Raw genomic sequence first — 15,499 nt, forward strand, 5'->3', positions numbered from 1 at the left:
ATGCCCGTCGCGGTCGTCACCGACTCCACCGCGTACCTGCCCGTCGAGCTCGCGGGTTCGTATGAGCTGACCGTCGTGCCCCTCACGGTGGTCATCAACGGCGCCGACGGGCTCGAGGGCATCGAGATCCAACCGGCCGAGGTCGCGCGGGCCCTGGGTGAGCGGCGGGCCGCCGTGAGCACGTCCCGGCCCGCTCCCTCCCAGTTCGCGGCCGCCTATCGTGAGCTGCTGGACGCGGGCGCCGACGGCATCGTCTCGATCCACCTGTCGGCCCGGCTCTCCGGCACGCACGAGGCCGCCGCGCTGGCCGCGGCCGAGTTCGGGTCCCGCGTCGAGGTGGTCGACAGCGGCACGACGGGCATGGGTCTCGGGTTCGCCGCCCTGGCCGCGGCCACCGCGGCGGGTCAGGGTCAAGACCTTTCCGCCGTACGGGGTGAGGCCGTCACCCACGCCGAACGGGTGAGCACGCTGTTCTACGTCGACACGCTCGAGTTCCTGCGGCGGGGCGGGCGCATCAACGCGGCCTCGGCCCTGGTCGGCACGGCCCTGTCGGTCAAGCCGATCCTGCACGTGGCCGACGGTGCGATCGTCGTCAAGGACCGGGTGCGTACGGCCGGGCGGGCGCTCGCGAAGCTGGTGGACTTCGCGGTGGAGGCGTCGGGGGACGGGCTGGTCGACATCGCCGTCCATCACCTGCAGTCACCGGACCGGGCGGCCGCGCTGGCCGACCATGTGGCGATGCGGCTGGGCGACAGGCTGCGGGACTGCTACATCACCGAGATCGGCGCGGTCGTCGCCGCGCATGTGGGCCCTGGGGTGGCGGGGATTGTGGTGCACCGGCGGCCTGCCACCTGATCGGCTCCAGCCCGGGCACCGGTTCCACGTCCAGCTCGGGCCAGGGGATCGTCCGGTCGCCGATCCGCACCTCGTCGGCCGTGGGGAGCAGGGCCTTCTCGTCCCAGACGGCCTGCGTGCGCCAGCCCGTCTCGTCGTCGCCGACCAGGACCAGTTCGGCGGCGGGCTCGGTCAGGTGGGTGGCCTGACGTGCGTACTCCTGGACGGCCAGGATGCGTTCGGCCCGCTGGACCGTGTGGTGCAGCGGGTCGTCCTCGGCCACCGTGAACGGGACCGTGCAGCCCTGGGCGTCACTGACGTACGCCACCGGGGTGATGGGCCTCGACGATCGCGCGTAGAGCTCCTCGGCCTGGGCGAAGACGGCCCGGAGGTGGGGGCCGTCGGCCGAGGTGACCAGGAGGGTGCCGCGCTCGGGGGCAAAGGCCACGGGCGGGCCGCCGACCTGGGGCTCGAGGCGCTGGAGCCAGTGCTCCAGGAGAAGATGCGAGGTCCAGTACGCGTCGCCGTCGTCGACGAAGCGGATGAGCTCGGTGGGGGTGCCCTGGAGGGTGGCCCCCTCGAGGTTGTCGCGGGCCGATTTGAAGACCTCATCCGCCCGTACGTGCCAGGTCTGCAGCTGGTCGTCGGTCACGTAGGTCATCGCCTGGGGGTGATCGATGACGACGTACTCGGACAGATAGGGCAGGGCCGGCCGCTTGATCGGGTTGCCCGGGGTGGCTCCCCTGAGGACCGGGCGGAGCAGCGGGCGGGCGGCCTGCCAGTCCCGCGGGATGGGGTCGGGGCTCAGGCCGGAGATGTACGCCTGGATGCGCCTCTTGCGGCCCTTCCTGGGGCCGCGGAGCAGGGGTGCCAGGTCGAGGATGGCCGGCTGCTTCTCTACATTCGGGGTGAACCGGACCTGGAACGCTCGCGAGTCGTAGCGGACCTCCGTGCAGCCGGCCCGCCGCAGGCGCCGCATCACCTGAGCGGCCAGCCTGGCTCGGGCAATCCTTCCCACTCCGGCGTCCTCTCTGCTCAGCTTCTGCGGGCCCTGGCCACTCGCGCATCGAGATCTTCGTCGTAGATGACGTCGCCGTCCAGGCCCGAGCCCCGTATCGCCGCCAGAGCGGCCATTTGCTGCGCTTCCGTGATTTCGGAGAGCAGCAGGCCGCCCGGGGCGAGCCATTTGGGAGCGCTCCCGGTTACCCGGCGAAAGATATCAAGGCCATCCTCGCCGCCGTCGAGGGCCATCGAGGGCTCGTGATCGCGGGCCTCGGCCGGCAGCAGCGGAAGATGCGCGGTGGCGACATAGGGCACGTTGGCGATGAGCACGTCGACGCGGCCGTGCAGAGTGTGGGGGAGCGGGTCGAAGAGGTCACCCTCGTGGACGCGGCCGATGCCGTTGTCGCGGGCGCACCGGGTGGCGTTGGGGTCGAGGTCGGCGGCGTGCAGCTCGATCCCCGGGCGGAGCCGCTCGACGGCTAGGCCGAGGGCGCCCGAACCGCAGCAGAGATCCACGACCAGCCGCGGACCGTGCTCGGCGGCCAGGCGCACCAGCAGCTCGCTCCGGACGCGGGGCACAAAGACACCGGGCCTCAGCCGTACGCGGACCCCGGCGAAATCGGCGTAACCCACGACCTGCTCCAGCGGCTCCCCGAGGGCCCGGCGCTCCACCATGTCTTGCCTGGTCAGAGGATCCGAAGTGGCCTCGGCGATGACGGCGGCCTCCTCCTCGGCGAACACACAACCGGCCTGTCTCAGCCGGTCCGCCATATCACGCGTGGCCAAGATCGCCGAGTTATCCACAATGCACCTCTGTCCACAGGGGCCGGGGCAAGATCCCGCCGTTTTGCCTAGCTTCCTGAACGTGCGAGAGCGGAACCCCACAGACGAAGCCATAGCGCAGAGGCTGCGGACAGTGCTGCCGGCTGCGGCAGCCGCCCCTCCAGCCCCCGCCACTCCACACGCCGTCCCATCCTTCCCCACCCACGCCACACCCTCCCACCCCACCTTCCCTGCCCAGCCCGCGGCGGTTCATCCCTCGGCCACCCGCCCTGTATCGGCCGCCGGCTTTCCGGCCCCTCCTTCAGCCACCCACCCGGCTGAAGCTCTCCCTGCTTGGCCCGTCCACGCCTCGGCCGGCGTGCATGATCCGGCGCCCTCCTCATATGCGGAGGGTCTGGCCGGGCTGGCCGAGGTCGGCGACCCGCTGGAGTGGTCGGACATCATCCCGGCCTGGCCCGACGACGTAGACCTGGAGGCGGCGCCCAGCGCCGTATTTCACCCACCCGGTCCCGCCGCGGCTGAGAGCCCTCCTGAGCCGGGCGGCCCGCCGCCTGTCCCGGCGCAGGCGGACGCCTATCGCCCAGGCACCCCGTGGTCCACGCCGCCGCCTGCGCGCCCTGCGCCAGCCCCCTCCACGGAGACACCGATGACGCCCGCGGCAACCACGTCTGTTTCGTCGGCCTTCTCGCCGTCGGCCGTTCCCCATCCGCCGGTCGTTCCTACCCGACCCGCCGATCCTTCTCCGTCGGTCTTACTGCCTTCACCGGCCGTTCCTGTTCTGGCGGGTGTTCCTGTGTCGCCGGTCGTTCCTGGTCCGCCGGGTGCTTCTGCGTCGCCCGTCATTCCGGCTCCGCCGGGTGTTTCTACTTCACCCGCCGTCCCCACTCCGCCGGGCGTTCTCGCTTCGCCGGCCGTCCCCACCGCGCCGCCTGCCTCGACCGGTCAAACCGTTCCCGGCGGCCAGGCCGCTTTCCCGATCCAGGCTGGTCTTGGGAGCCGGGCCGGCCTGGCGTTGTCGGGGGACGTTGGTCCGGAGGGTGGCGAGAGTGCGTTCGGGGTGCGGCAAGTCGCGGGACCGCCGACGGTTGGTGTGCCCGGGGTTGTCTCACCGCCGCCGGTTGTGGTGGCTCTGCGTGGCGTTACCGGAGCGCAGCGTGTGGTGGGTGGCCTCCGGGAATCGCATCTGGGTGATGTGATGCCCGAGAGCGAGCCCTACCCGCCGGCCGCCGGGCGGCCGCTTCCGCCGCCTGGTTGGACACTGCCGGAGCCGGCGTCGGAGAACTACGTGTTCGATCCGGAGCGGGATCGGTTCGCCTTCACGTCGTCGACTCTGCCGGAGCCGGAGGAGCCGCCGGAGTTGAGCGCGGCGGGGGCCTTCGGCGGCGGGTCCGGTGAGGGCGGGCGGCGGTTCGGGATGGGCGCGTTCGATCCCGGGCGGCGCGGGGTTCGGGCGCTGGCCGCGGTCGCCGCCGTCGTGGTGCTGATCGCGGCCGTGCTGGCCTGGCGGTCCCGGCCGCGGGTCGATCCGGTGGCGCCGCCCCCGCTGAACGTGGCCGAGTCGGACGCCGCGAATGTGCCGGTCTCCGGCCGGGGGTCGGCGTCGGCGGCCGCCGAGGTCGTGGTCGCGGTCGGTGGCAAGGTGCGCAAGCCCGGTCTCGTGAAGCTCGCGCCCGGCGCCCGGGTGGCCGACGCGCTGACCGCGGCGGGCGGCGCCGAGCCGGGAGTGGACGTCTCCGTGCTCAACCTCGCCCGCAAGGTCGTGGACGGCGAGCTCATCATGGTCGGCGTGACACCCCCGCCGGGCGTCACGCTGCCGACCGGTCCGGCCGCCCCGGCCGGTGGAAACCCGGGCGGCCTGGTCAATCTCAACACGGCGACCCTGGCCGACCTGGACGGTCTGCCGGGCGTGGGCCCGGTGCTGGCCCAGCGGATCCTCGACGCCCGCGACGCCCAGGGCGGCTTCAAGGCAGTCACCGACCTGCGCAAGGTCGACGGCATCGGCGACGCCCGCTACGAGCAACTGAAAGACCTGGTCACGGTATGACGGGCCAGGCCGAGGACCGCAAGGCGGACAAGGCTCCCGATCTTCGGCTGGCCGGGTTCGCCGTGGCGGTGTGGATGTCGGCGCTGGCTGCTCTCTACCTGTCCGCGCGCACGGGCATCCTGATCGGGGCGGGCGCGGCCGGGCTCGCCGTTGTGCTGATCGTCTGGATGCGGCGTGGCGAGGCCCGACCACGGGCCGGGCGTTGGGTGGGGCTGGCTGTGCTGCTGGGGGTCGCCTGCGGGGCGGTGGCGACCGGGGCCCGGGTGAGTGTGCGGGAGGCCGGGCCGCTCGTGGAGTTGATCCGGGCGGGCGATCCGGTGTGGATGGAGCTCGTGGTCAGGGACGATCCGCGGGCCTTGAAGAGCTCCTCGGCGATGCCTCCGACGTACATCGTGGCCGTTGATCTTCTGTCCGTGCGGGCGGAGGACGGGGTGACGCTGCGAATGTCGGCCCGGGCCCTCGTGCTGGGCAGCGATCCGGGGTGGCGGGGGCTGTTGCCGGGGCAGCGCGTCGCGGCCGAGGGCAAGCTGATGCCGCCCCGCGGCGGGGATCTCCGGGCCGTGGTGGCCTCGGTGCGCAAGGCCCCCCAGGTGATCGGGCGGCCGTCGTGGGCGCAGCGGGCGGCGGGGGCGTTGCGGGCCGGGTTGCAGCGGGCCTGCGAGCCGCTGCCCGATCGGCCGGGCGGGCTGCTGCCGGGGCTGATCGTGGGCGACACGAGCCGGCTCGATCCGGCGCTCGAGGAGGACTTCCGGGCGACCGGGATGACGCATCTGAACGCCGTGTCGGGCGCGAACGTGGCGATCGTGCTGGGGGTGGTGCTGTTCGCGGTGCGGCGGACCCGGGCCGGGCCGGTGATCACCGCGGTGGTGTGTGCGGTGGCGCTCGTGGGGTTCGTCATTCTGGCGCGGCCCTCGCCGAGCGTGGTGCGGGCCGCGGCGATGGGGGCGATCGGGCTGATCGGGCTCGCGTCGGGGCGGCGGCGGGCGGCCCTGCCGGCGCTGGCGGCGGGTGTGGCCGTGCTGATCCTGTACGACCCCGAGCTGGCCTCGGACGTCGGGTTCGCGCTGTCGGTGCTGGCCACGTCGGGTCTGCTGCTGCTCGCGCCGGTGTGGCGGGACGGGTTGCGGGCCCGGGGCTGGCCGCCGGGGCTGGCCGAGGCGCTCGCGGTGCCCGCGGCGGCGCAGGTGGTGTGCGGGCCGGTCGTGGCGGGGCTGTCCGGGGCGATCAGCATCGTCGCCGTCCCGGCGAACCTGCTGGCCGTGCCCGCGATCGCCCCGGCGACGCTGCTGGGGGTGGCCGCGGCCGTGATCTCGCCGGTGTGGCCGGCCGGCGCCGAGTTCGCCGCGTGGCTCGGGCACTGGCCGGCACAATGGCTGGTGCTGGTCGCGACCTACGGCGCCCGGGTGCCGGCGGGGGCGCTGCCGTGGCCGGGCGGGCTCACCGGCGCGCTGCTGCTGGCCGTGATCACCGTGGGGCTGCTGGTGGCCACCCGACGGCCGCTCATCCGCAAGCTGGTCACGGTAGTGGCGCTCGGGGGAGTGCTGGGCGCGTTGCCCGTACGGCTTCTGGCCTCGGGCTGGCCCCCGCCGGGCTGGCTGGTCGTGGCGTGCGCGGTGGGCCAGGGCGACGCGATCGTCCTGCCCGCGGGAACCGGCCGCGCGGTCGTGGTCGACGCCGGGCCCGAGCCGAACGCCGTCGATCACTGCCTGCGCCGGCTCGGGATCCGGCAGGTGGTGTTGTTCGTGGTCAGCCACTTCCACGTCGACCACATCGGCGGCGTCACGGGCGTCTTCCGCGGGCGGGAGGTGGGCGGATTGGTCGGGCCGGACTGGCCGGACCCGCCCGCGGGCCGAGCTGCCGTCGCGAGCGCCGCCGGGCGGGTGGCCGTGCACGCCGTGGGGCCCGGGTGGACGTACGGGGTCGGGAATGTGCGGTTGAGGGTGCTCGGGCCCGTCGAGCCGATGCGCGGCACGAACTCGGACCCCAACAACAACTCGCTGGTGCTGCGGGCCGAAGTGGACGGCCGGACGGTCTTGCTGCCCGGTGACGCCGAGACCGAGGAGCAGGAGGACATGCTCGCCCACCTGGGTGCCGACGCTCTGCGCGCGGACGTGCTCAAGGTCGCGCACCACGGCAGCAGCTATCAGAGCCCGCGGTTCCTCGACGAGATCCGGCCGTCGGTGGCCCTGGTGTCGGTCGGCGCGGACAACGACTACGGCCATCCGAACGGGCCGCTGCTGGCCCGGCTGGCCCGGGGCGGGGCACGCGTCCTGCGTACGGATCAATTGGGTGACCTGGCCGCCGTGGTCACGGGACGCGGGCTGGCCGTCGTCGCGCGCGGCGATCCGCAGGTGCCCTGACGGACAATGCCGGGATGAGGCGCGAGACGATCATCGCGGGTGGCCTTCGGTTGCGGCCGTTCGAGGAGAGCGACATTCCCTGGGTGTACGAGGTTTCGCTGGACCCGCTCGTGCAGAAGTTCGTGCAGATCCCGGTGCCGTATCGGCGGCCGGACGCCGCGTTCTTCGTCCGCGAGATGGCGGTCGCGGGGTGGGACGCGGGGACCCGGGCGGAGTTTGTCGTCGTCGACGGGGAGACGCGGCTCGGGCGGGTCGGGTTCGGGCTCGACGGGGCCGGGGCGGCGCAGGTCGGCTACTGGATGGATCCGGCGGCGCGCGGGCGGGGCGTGGCCACGGAGGCGTTGCGGGCGTTGTGCGGGTGGGGCTTCGACACGCTCGGGCTCGGGCTGATCGAGTGGCGGGCCGAGGTGGGTAACCACGCGTCCCGGCGGGTGGCGGAGAAGGCCGGGTTCCGGGTCGAGGCGATCCTCCGGGGGCGGCTGGTGCATCGCGGCGTACGGGTGGACGCCTGGGTCGGGTCGATGCTGCCCGCGGAATTGCCGACACGCCCGGGTTAGGCCGTTCAGGTCGTCCTTGTCACGGACGATGCCGGTCGATGGCCGATCGGTCCGACTTGTCCCGCTGATCAGACATCCAGCCTGATCGAGCCTTGATCGGCAGTCCCGGAGCATGGCCGGGCGCCGATATGTCTGCTTTCGCATTCCCTGATCCACGACTCTGCGCTAAGGAGTGAGCCTCGCGGAAACGTCAGCCCTTCGTGCAACGATGTTGGGCGTGAACACCGCCCCTCCCGCCCCGCTGCTGCTCGTCCAAGGCGATGAGGAGTTGCTCGTCGCGCGCGCGGTCACGGCCGCGGTCGACGACGCCCGGGCCGCGGAGCCCGGCGCCGACGTCCGGGAATACGAGGCGGGCACCCTGCTGCCAGGCGAAATCGCCGAGATGCTGAGCCCGTCACTTTTCGGCGGGCGGCGCGTTCTGGTCCTCCGCAGCGGTCAGGATGCCAAGAAGGACCTGATCACGGCCCTGCTGGCCTACGCCAAAAATCCCGACCCCGAGGTCTCGCTGATCGTCACCCACCTGGGTGGCGCCAAGGGCAAGGCCCTGGCCGACGGGCTGCGCTCGGCCGGCGCCACCGTCGTGCCCGCGGCCAAGCTCAAGGGCGATCGGGAGCGGATAGCGTTCGTGCGCGACGAGTTCCGCCGCAACGGGGGCAAGTGTGACGAGGCGGCCGCGTCCGCGCTGCTCGCCTCCGTGGGCAACGACCTGCGCGAGATCGCTGCCGCCTGCTCGCAGCTGATGGCCGACACCGACGGCAGGATCACCGAGGCGGTCGTCGCGCGGTATTACAAGGGCCAGGCCGAGGTGAGCGGGTTCACGGTGGCCGACGCGGCGATGATCGGCGACGTGCCCGGGGCGCTCGAGGCCCTGCGGTGGGCGCTGCACGTGGGCGTCGACCCGGTGCCCATCGCCGACGCGATCGCCGACGGGGTGCGTACGGTGGCCCGGGTTGCCTCGGCCGGACGCGGGAACCCTTATCAGATGGCCAGCTCGCTCGGCATGCCCGCGTGGAAGATCCAGCGGGCCCAGGAGCGCAGCCGCGGCTGGACGCCCGAGGGGCTGGTCGACGCCATGCAGGCCGCGGCCGCCTGCAACGCCGCGGTCAAGGGCGGCGCGGAAGATCGCGGCTTCGCGCTCGAGCAGGCCGTCTTCGCGGTGGCCGCCGCCCGGCGCGCGGGTGGGGCGCGATGAGCCGCCCCGGGCAGCCCGACGTGCACCGGCCGATGTATGCCCGGATGCTGCGGCTCCGGTTCCTGACGCCCAACGGCTTTCTCTGCTTCGTGTTTCTCGAGGGGGCGGTCGCGCTGGGCATCCTGCTGGCGCTGGCCGAGCTGGTGAGCTGGTGGGGCGTGATCGTGTTGCCGATCACGGTCGCCATCATGGTCAAGCTCAACGACCTGATCGCCGGCGCGCTGACCCCGGCCCCGGTCGCGGCCCCGGTGGGCGTGCGGCCGCTGGTCGAGCACGCGTCGATCCCCCAGGAGGAGCGCCGCTCGTCCGACGACGCCACCACTCGCCTGCCCGGCATGATCAGCCGGGAGCGGGGCGCCCCGATCAAGCGGCCGTGGGTGGAGCGGGCCGAGGCACAGCAGCAGTGGATCCGGCAGTCGGCGACGCGCCGCTACGAATAGGTCAGGTGGGCGTCGATCGCGACGCGCCACGACTCGAGATAGGCGGCGTATCCGTCGAAGAAGTCGCGGGCGGCCGGCTCGGCCTCGGCGGTCAAGGCGGTCAGGTCGTAGGTCACTGTCACCTCCGTGCCGCCCGTCGAGGGGCGCAGGGTGACCGCGACCGTGCCGGCCGTCGCGCCGTGCGCCACACGGGCGTAGCTGATCGCCTGCCCCGCCGTCCGGCCCGTCACCACCCAGGTCGTACGGCGGCCGCCGGCGTCGGTGGTGAAGACCGTGCCGGGCGTGGTGTCGTCGTCGACCGGGGCCGGGAAGCGGGGGTCCCAGCCCTCGGCCCAGGCGCGCTCGCCTCGCGGCGTGAACAGGACGAAGGCCTCGCTCGGGGTGAGCGGGACGGTGAAACTGCCGGTCGCGCTGGTCACTGTCGCTCCTTGAGCCGGTGGGCGTCGGACGCGGTCAGACTCAGGCCGTACACGGCCTTGAGCTGGTCGATCTTGGCGAGGGTCTCCGGGGTGAACGGCGCCTTGCCCTCGAAGGCGTGCAGGGTCATGCCCTCCAGCAGCTCCCCGAGCGACATGTCGAGGTATTCGGCCAGGGCCTTGAGCACCTTGAGCGTGTTGCGTTCGAGCCGCACGCCGGTCTGGGTCCTCTCGATGCTTACCACGGTACCAAGGTAACACCGACGGCAAACAACACCGGGCACCGCAGCGGACCACGAATGGCCCGGCGATGCCCGGGGTGCGACTGCGGAACGTCAGGCAGACAGCGCGGCGACGCGCTTGGCGATGGCCGACTTGCGGTTCGCCGCCTGGTTCTTGTGGATGACGCCCTTGCTCGCGGCCTTGTCCAGCTGACGAGAGGCGTCACGCAGCAGCGTCGTCGCGGTCTGCGTGTCGCCGGCCGCGCTCGCCTCGTGAAGCTTGCGAATCACGGTCTTCAGCGACGACTTGACCGACTTGTTGCGCAGCCGGGCCTTCTCGTTCTGCCGGTTGCGCTTGATCTGGGACTTGATGTTCGCCACGCGACAGCCTTGTCCTGACTAGGTGTTCGGAAAAATGGTCTCCGCGGCGGCAAAGACCTCACCACACGCGATTAGCCAGCCTACCAGCACGCTCACGAGCCGCCAAAACGAGCCATCGTGCGCCGACCTCGGCGGCCCCGAGTCACCAGCCGCGGCGCTCGGCCAGCCAGGCCAGCGCCTGCTCCCCGCTGAACCGCTGATGCTGCCGGCTGTGCGGCGACGCGCTGCTCGGCCCGCCGTCCGCCCGCACCAGCCAATAGCCGGCCAGCGCGGCCAGCGCCCCGTCCACGCCCTCGGCCGGGGCGTCCCAGCCCGCCAGGTACGCGTCCGCGTCGAGCCCGCTCGCGAAAGCCGTGACCAGCAGCGTCACCGTGTCGAACCAGGCCGCGCCCCGGGTCGGCCAGGTCCAGTCGCAGAGGCGGGCCCGGCCCGACCGGTCGATCAGGACGTTGTCCACCCGCAGGTCGCCGTGCATCAGCGCGTCACCGGCGACCAGCTCGGGCAGCTCCTGCTCGAGCCGGGCCAGGTGGGCCAGCCGGGTCGGCGCGACAGTGCCGTGGGCGGTGCGCGGCATCGGCTCGCGACCGGCGGCGATCTCGGTCCACCAGGAGTATTCGCGGCGCAGGATCTCGGGCAGCGGGGGCACGCCGGCCTCGAGCAGCTCGCGGCTCGGGGTGGCCAGGGCGGCCGCGGCCTCCGACCAGGCGGACAGCGCCGCCTCCAGCTCGGGCGGCGACCACGGCAGCGCCGGGACGTGACCGTTGATCGGCTCCAGGCAGAGGACGAAGTAGTCCGACTCGACCATCGTCCAGAGCGGCCGGGGCGCGGCCACCTCGGCGGGCAGGCGGGACGTGATGTAGGCCTCACGGGAATACCACTCGGAGGTGGGGTCCCGCAGCGGGGCGGCCTTGACGAAGGCGGTCAGGCCCGACGAGGTCGTCAGGACGGCCGCGAAGGCCCTGGTGAAGCCGCCGCCGGCGCTGCGTGCCGCCTCGACCGGGGCGCCCAGGCGTGACGCGACGGCCCGGCGCAGGCTCTCCGGAAGATCGGACCAGTCCGGCCGTACGGCGGTGGCGCCGTACGGCACTTCGGGAAGCGAAATCGACCGCACCGTCCCATCCTGCCTTTCCCGGTTTTGTCGTACCCCACTGGCAGGATCGTCGTCATGAGAACCGATGACTTCTGGGCGGTCATCAGCCGCGCGACCGCCGATCGGCCCGCCTCGCCCGCCGATGTGGCCAAACGCGCCGCGGCCGACCTGGCGACCCGCGATCCCGAAGAGATCGTGGCCTGGGGGCGGCATCTCGACAAGGTCATGGTCGCCTCCGGCACCCAGGATCTGTGGGCCGCGGCCTATCTGATCAACGGTGGCTGCGGTGAGGAGGGCTTCGACAGCTTCCGCGGCTGGCTGATCGCGCACGGTCGCGACGCGGTGGCTCGCTCGGTGAAGTCACCCGACTCGCTGGCCGACGTGGCCGTTGTGCAGGCCGCGGCCGACACCGGCGCCGTGTTCGAGGCGGAGGAGGTGCTCTCGATCGCGGCCGACGCTTATGAGCAGGCCACCGGGTCGCCGCTGCCCGAGGGCGATCGGCCGGTGACCCGGCCCGAGGTGGGCGACCTGTGGGATTTCGACAACGAGGAGGAGATGCAGCGCCGCCTCCCCAAGTTGTCGGCGTTGTTCCTGGCCCCACCCGACTGACCTGCTGCCTGCTGCCCGAGCTGACTGCTGGCCCGCTGCCGGAGCCGCCCCCGCCGCCGCTGCCTGACCTGCCGCCCCTTCCACCTGCCGCCCCCCTTCTAGCCCGCCCCGGTCGGCGGGTCGCGGTGGGAAAATCGGTCGATCCGGGGGAGCGAGGTTGGCGAGACTTCGGGACATGGAGACTTCTCGAGGATCGGTGTCGTCGGTCAGCCGCAACGAGACGTATTCGTTCACCAAGCCGGTGCATGACGAGATCGTGCTGGTGGCGGGGCTGGGCATCGAGGGCGACTCGCACTCCGGGGTGCACGTGCGGCATCAATCGCGGGTGCGGGCCGATCCGACCCAGCCCAATCTGCGGCAGGTGCACCTGATCCACGAGGAGCTGTTCGACGAGGTCGAGACCAAAGGCTACGAGGTCCGGCCGGGCAATCTGGGCGAGAACGTGACGACCCGGGGGATCGACCTGCTCGGGTTGCCGGTTGGCACGATCCTGCGCTTCGGTTCACCCGGCACTTCTTTCGCTGACGGCGTGGGTGGGTCCTCGGGTGAGGTGCTCGATGCGGTGCTGGCGGCGGCCGAGGCGGCGACGCTCGACGACGCGACCGCGCGGGCGGCCGCGGCGGTGCGGGCCGCGGTCGAGCGGGAGCCGGGCGACGACCCGCGACCGGCGCTCATCGTGGCCGGCCTGCGGAACCCGTGCGCGCAGATCAACGGGCTGCGGCAGGGCCTGCTCAAGGAGCTGATCGGGCAGGATGCCGACGGCAACGTCGTACGCAAGGGCGGCATCATGACGGTCGTCCTGCGGGGCGGCCCGGTGCGGCCGGGCGACCTGATCACGGCCGAGTTGCCGCCGGCTCCGCATGCGCCGCTCGAGCGGGTCTGAGTGCCGCTTGTGCGGGTGACAACCGGGCATCGCCGCGGGCGTGGGACGATAGATGCCGCCGGTGGGATGACCGGCCCCCGATGATCCTGACAAGAACGGAAGATCGTGCCTGGACCGCTCGACCCCGGCGTGAACGTGATCGGTGCCACCGACCCCGGTCGCATCCGCAACTTCTGCATCATCGCCCACATCGACCACGGCAAGTCGACCCTGGCCGACCGCATGCTGCAGATCACCGGGGTCGTCGACCCGCGTCAGATGCGTGCGCAATATCTCGACCGCATGGACATCGAGCGGGAACGCGGCATCACGATCAAGTCGCAGGCCGTCCGCATGCCGTGGACGGTGCGCGAGGGCGGCCAACAGGGTGAGACCGCCGTTCTCAACATGATCGACACCCCGGGCCACGTCGACTTCACGTACGAGGTCTCCCGCTCACTCGCCGCCTGCGAGGGCGCGGTGCTGCTGGTCGACGCCGCGCAGGGCATCGAGGCGCAGACGCTGGCCAACCTGTATCTGGCGATGGAGAACGACCTCCACATCATCCCGGTGCTCAACAAGATCGACCTGCCGGCCGCGCAGCCCGAGAAGTACGCCGAGGAGCTTGCGAAGCTGATCGGCTGCGAGCCCGACGACGTGCTGCGGGTGTCCGGCAAGACCGGCGTCGGCGTCGACCACCTGCTCGACGAGATCGTCCGCCAGTTCCAGGCGCCCGTCGGCGAGGCCGATGCCCCGGCCCGCGCGATGATTTTCGACTCCGTCTACGACGTCTACCGCGGCGTGGTGACGTACGTCCGGGTCATCGACGGCCGCATCGAGGCCCGCGACCGCATCAAGATGATGTCGACCGGGGCCGTGCACGAGCTGCTCGAGATCGGCGTCGTCTCGCCCGAGATGGAGAAGGCCGGCGCGCTCGGCGTGGGCGAGGTGGGTTATCTGATCACCGGCGTGAAGGACGTCCGCCAGTCCCGCGTCGGTGACACCGTGACCGGCAACGCCCGCCCGGCTCAGGAGGCGCTCGGCGGCTACAAAGACCCGAAGCCGATGGTCTATTCGGGTCTCTACCCGATCGACGGCTCCGACTACCCGGCGCTGCGCGACGCGCTCGACAAGCTCAAGCTCAACGACGCCGCGCTCACGTACGAGCCCGAGACGTCGGCCGCGCTCGGCTTCGGCTTCCGCGTCGGCTATCTCGGCCTGCTCCACCTCGAGATCATCGGTGAGCGGCTGGAACGCGAGTTCGGCCTCGACCTGATCTCCACGGCGCCCAACGTGGTCTATCGCGTCTACACCGAGGACGCCGAGGAGCGGGTCGTCACCAACCCGAGCGAGTTCCCCGACGGCAAGATCTCGGAGATCCACGAGCCGGTCGTGCGGGCCACGGTGCTGGTGCCCAACGACTACGTGGGCGCGGTCATGGAGCTCTGCCAGAGCCGGCGCGGCAGCCTGCTCGGCATGGAATACCTCTCGTCCGAGCGGGTCGAGCTGCGCTACACACTGCCCCTCGCCGAGATCATCTTCGACTTCTTCGACCAGCTGAAGAGCAAGACGAAGGGCTACGCGTCACTCGACTACGAGCCCTCCGGCGAACAGGTGGCCGACCTGGTCAAGGTGGACATCCTGCTGCACGGTGAGCCCGTCGACGCTTTCAGCGCGATCGTCCACAAGGACAAGGCCTACTCGTACGGGGTCACCATCGCCTCGAAGCTGCAGAAACTCATCCCGAGGCAGCAGTTCGAGGTGCCGATCCAGGCCGCCATCGGCAGCCGCATCATCGCGCGCGAGACGATTCGCGCCATCCGCAAGGACGTGCTCGCCAAGTGCTACGGCGGTGACATCAGCCGCAAGCGCAAGCTGCTCGAGAAGCAGAAGGAAGGCAAGAAGCGGATGAAGATGGTCGGCCGGGTCGAGGTGCCGCAGGAGGCGTTCATCGCCGCCCTGTCGACATCTGACGGTCCGGACACCAAGGGAGCAAACAAAAAATAAGGCGGTTTGGGTTTTCGGCCACTCGGGAACTCTGGGGCTCGACGGACGCAACAACTGCTTCACCCCCGAGAGGAACCCCCAATGACTGTCACCGGCATCATCACCGCCCTCATCGTCGGTCTCATCATCGGCGCCCTGGGCCGCCTGGTCGTACCGGGCAAGCAGAACATCCCGATCTGGCTGACCCTGGTCATCGGCGTTGTCGCGGCGCTGCTGGGCACCGTGCTGGCTCGCGCCACCGGCGTGGCCGACACCGCGGGTGTCGACTGGATCGAGATCCTGTTCCAGGTCGTGCTGGCCGCGATCGGTGTGGCTCTGGTCGCCGGCTACGGCGGTCGCCGTCGCATCCACCGCTGACGACGGGCGATCGACGATCGCTGACCAAAACGAAGCGCCGGACCGTATGGTCCGGCGCTTCGTCGCTTTCGAAGCAGGGCGGGCTTTGGGCGCTTCCGCGGGCTGTTCCACCTGCTGTGTTTGTGAGTACTCACTTACATGGATCGAGCGGCGCGGGCTTGGCTGGCGGCGCGGGGTCGAAGTTCAGATCGAAGTTTGTGAGTACTCACTTACATAAGATGCAGTTCCGGCCGGAGGTTGTGAGCGCTTACTTATGTTCGGTCTGCTCGAACTGGTGGTTTGTGAGTACTCACTTACGAGGCTGGTGTCCGAGGTTTGTGAGTACTCACTTACAAGAGAGGCCG

General features: G+C 71.4%; 16 protein-coding genes. 10 read left to right on the forward strand and 6 right to left on the reverse strand.

The genetic code is table 11. From position 1 onward, the window contains the following. The gene (locus JKJ07_RS17500) at positions 1-855 is read left to right on the forward strand and encodes a DegV family protein (RefSeq protein ID WP_202992664.1); all 855 of its coding nucleotides are present in this window, start codon (positions 1-3) and stop codon (positions 853-855) included. Here the strand turns inward: JKJ07_RS17500 and JKJ07_RS17505 are convergent. Further along, positions 773-1,852: a DUF1444 domain-containing protein gene (locus tag JKJ07_RS17505; protein ID WP_307834308.1), complete on the reverse strand. Its 1,080-nt coding sequence runs from the start codon at positions 1,850-1,852 to the stop codon at positions 773-775. The two genes, JKJ07_RS17500 and JKJ07_RS17505, sit on opposite strands and share 83 nt — an antisense overlap. A 17-nt stretch (positions 1,853-1,869) precedes the next feature. Beyond that, positions 1,870-2,622: a putative protein N(5)-glutamine methyltransferase gene (locus JKJ07_RS17510; protein ID WP_236029291.1), complete on the reverse strand. Its 753-nt coding sequence runs from the start codon at positions 2,620-2,622 to the stop codon at positions 1,870-1,872. 1,192 nt (positions 2,623-3,814) lie between these two features. Here JKJ07_RS17510 and JKJ07_RS17515 point away from each other — a divergent pair. The 5 genes from JKJ07_RS17515 (at position 3,815) to JKJ07_RS17535 (ending at position 9,212) form a co-directional block, all read left to right on the forward strand. Then, entirely contained in the window at positions 3,815-4,663 is an 849-nt protein-coding gene (locus tag JKJ07_RS17515) for a ComEA family DNA-binding protein (RefSeq protein WP_202992665.1), read from the forward strand. Further along, positions 4,660-7,023, forward strand: a complete 2,364-nt coding sequence (locus JKJ07_RS17520) for a ComEC/Rec2 family competence protein (protein ID WP_202992666.1) — start codon at positions 4,660-4,662, stop codon at positions 7,021-7,023. Before JKJ07_RS17515 ends, JKJ07_RS17520 begins: the two co-directional genes overlap by 4 nt. Positions 7,024-7,037: 14 nt before the next feature. Next, positions 7,038-7,580: a GNAT family N-acetyltransferase gene (locus tag JKJ07_RS17525; protein ID WP_202992667.1), complete on the forward strand. Its 543-nt coding sequence runs from the start codon at positions 7,038-7,040 to the stop codon at positions 7,578-7,580. 208 nt (positions 7,581-7,788) lie between these two features. Beyond that, positions 7,789-8,772, forward strand: a complete 984-nt coding sequence (gene holA / locus JKJ07_RS17530; RefSeq protein WP_202992668.1) for a DNA polymerase III subunit delta — start codon at positions 7,789-7,791, stop codon at positions 8,770-8,772. Then, the gene (locus tag JKJ07_RS17535) at positions 8,769-9,212 is read left to right on the forward strand and encodes a hypothetical protein (protein ID WP_202992669.1); all 444 of its coding nucleotides are present in this window, start codon (positions 8,769-8,771) and stop codon (positions 9,210-9,212) included. Before holA ends, JKJ07_RS17535 begins: the two co-directional genes overlap by 4 nt. Here the strand turns inward: JKJ07_RS17535 and JKJ07_RS17540 are convergent. The 4 genes from JKJ07_RS17540 to JKJ07_RS17555 form a co-directional block, all read right to left on the reverse strand. Continuing rightward, a complete protein-coding gene (locus JKJ07_RS17540) occupies positions 9,203-9,631 on the reverse strand; it encodes an SRPBCC family protein (RefSeq protein WP_202992670.1) in 429 nt (142 codons plus the stop codon). The genes JKJ07_RS17535 and JKJ07_RS17540 overlap by 10 nt on opposite strands. After that, positions 9,628-9,873, reverse strand: coding sequence for a hypothetical protein (locus tag JKJ07_RS17545; protein ID WP_202992671.1), 246 nt, complete (start codon positions 9,871-9,873; stop codon positions 9,628-9,630). Before JKJ07_RS17545 ends, JKJ07_RS17540 begins: the two co-directional genes overlap by 4 nt. Before the next feature lie 90 nt (positions 9,874-9,963). Beyond that, a complete protein-coding gene (gene rpsT, locus JKJ07_RS17550; RefSeq protein ID WP_202992672.1) occupies positions 9,964-10,230 on the reverse strand; it encodes a 30S ribosomal protein S20 in 267 nt (88 codons plus the stop codon). A gap of 142 nt (positions 10,231-10,372) precedes the next feature. Beyond that, positions 10,373-11,341, reverse strand: a complete 969-nt coding sequence (locus JKJ07_RS17555; protein ID WP_202992673.1) for a phosphotransferase — start codon at positions 11,339-11,341, stop codon at positions 10,373-10,375. A 54-nt stretch (positions 11,342-11,395) separates the two neighbouring features. Between JKJ07_RS17555 and JKJ07_RS17560 the strand changes: the two genes are divergently transcribed. The 4 genes from JKJ07_RS17560 (at position 11,396) to JKJ07_RS17575 (ending at position 15,155) form a co-directional block, all read left to right on the forward strand. Beyond that, on the forward strand, positions 11,396-11,929 hold the full coding sequence (locus tag JKJ07_RS17560; RefSeq protein WP_202992674.1) for a DUF4240 domain-containing protein: 534 nt from the start codon (positions 11,396-11,398) through the stop codon (positions 11,927-11,929). Positions 11,930-12,104: 175 nt separating this feature from the next. After that, positions 12,105-12,812, forward strand: a complete 708-nt coding sequence (locus JKJ07_RS17565; protein ID WP_202992675.1) for an MOSC domain-containing protein — start codon at positions 12,105-12,107, stop codon at positions 12,810-12,812. 105 nt (positions 12,813-12,917) lie between these two features. Beyond that, positions 12,918-14,798, forward strand: coding sequence for a translation elongation factor 4 (gene lepA / locus JKJ07_RS17570; RefSeq protein ID WP_202992676.1), 1,881 nt, complete (start codon positions 12,918-12,920; stop codon positions 14,796-14,798). A gap of 81 nt (positions 14,799-14,879) precedes the next feature. Next, entirely contained in the window at positions 14,880-15,155 is a 276-nt protein-coding gene (locus tag JKJ07_RS17575) for a GlsB/YeaQ/YmgE family stress response membrane protein (RefSeq protein ID WP_202992677.1), read from the forward strand. Positions 15,156-15,499: the final 344 nt, after the last annotated feature.

The sequence above is a fragment of the Paractinoplanes lichenicola genome, assembly GCF_016785085.1.
GTDB classification, from domain to species: domain Bacteria; phylum Actinomycetota; class Actinomycetes; order Mycobacteriales; family Micromonosporaceae; genus Actinoplanes; species Actinoplanes lichenicola.

What these genes read in the sequence shown, in the direction of transcription:
- JKJ07_RS17500 (WP_202992664.1), top strand. Translation starts at nt 1, where the DNA reads ATGCCCGTCGCGGTCGTCACCGACTCCACCGCGTACCTGCCCGTCGAG.
- JKJ07_RS17515 (WP_202992665.1), top strand. Translation starts at nt 3,815, where the DNA reads ATGCCCGAGAGCGAGCCCTACCCGCCGGCCGCCGGGCGGCCGCTTCCG.
- JKJ07_RS17520 (WP_202992666.1), top strand. Translation starts at nt 4,660, where the DNA reads ATGACGGGCCAGGCCGAGGACCGCAAGGCGGACAAGGCTCCCGATCTT.
- JKJ07_RS17525 (WP_202992667.1), top strand. Translation starts at nt 7,038, where the DNA reads ATGAGGCGCGAGACGATCATCGCGGGTGGCCTTCGGTTGCGGCCGTTC.
- holA (WP_202992668.1), top strand. Translation starts at nt 7,789, where the DNA reads ATGTTGGGCGTGAACACCGCCCCTCCCGCCCCGCTGCTGCTCGTCCAA.
- JKJ07_RS17535 (WP_202992669.1), top strand. Translation starts at nt 8,769, where the DNA reads ATGAGCCGCCCCGGGCAGCCCGACGTGCACCGGCCGATGTATGCCCGG.
- JKJ07_RS17560 (WP_202992674.1), top strand. Translation starts at nt 11,396, where the DNA reads ATGAGAACCGATGACTTCTGGGCGGTCATCAGCCGCGCGACCGCCGAT.
- JKJ07_RS17565 (WP_202992675.1), top strand. Translation starts at nt 12,105, where the DNA reads ATGGAGACTTCTCGAGGATCGGTGTCGTCGGTCAGCCGCAACGAGACG.
- JKJ07_RS17575 (WP_202992677.1), top strand. Translation starts at nt 14,880, where the DNA reads ATGACTGTCACCGGCATCATCACCGCCCTCATCGTCGGTCTCATCATC.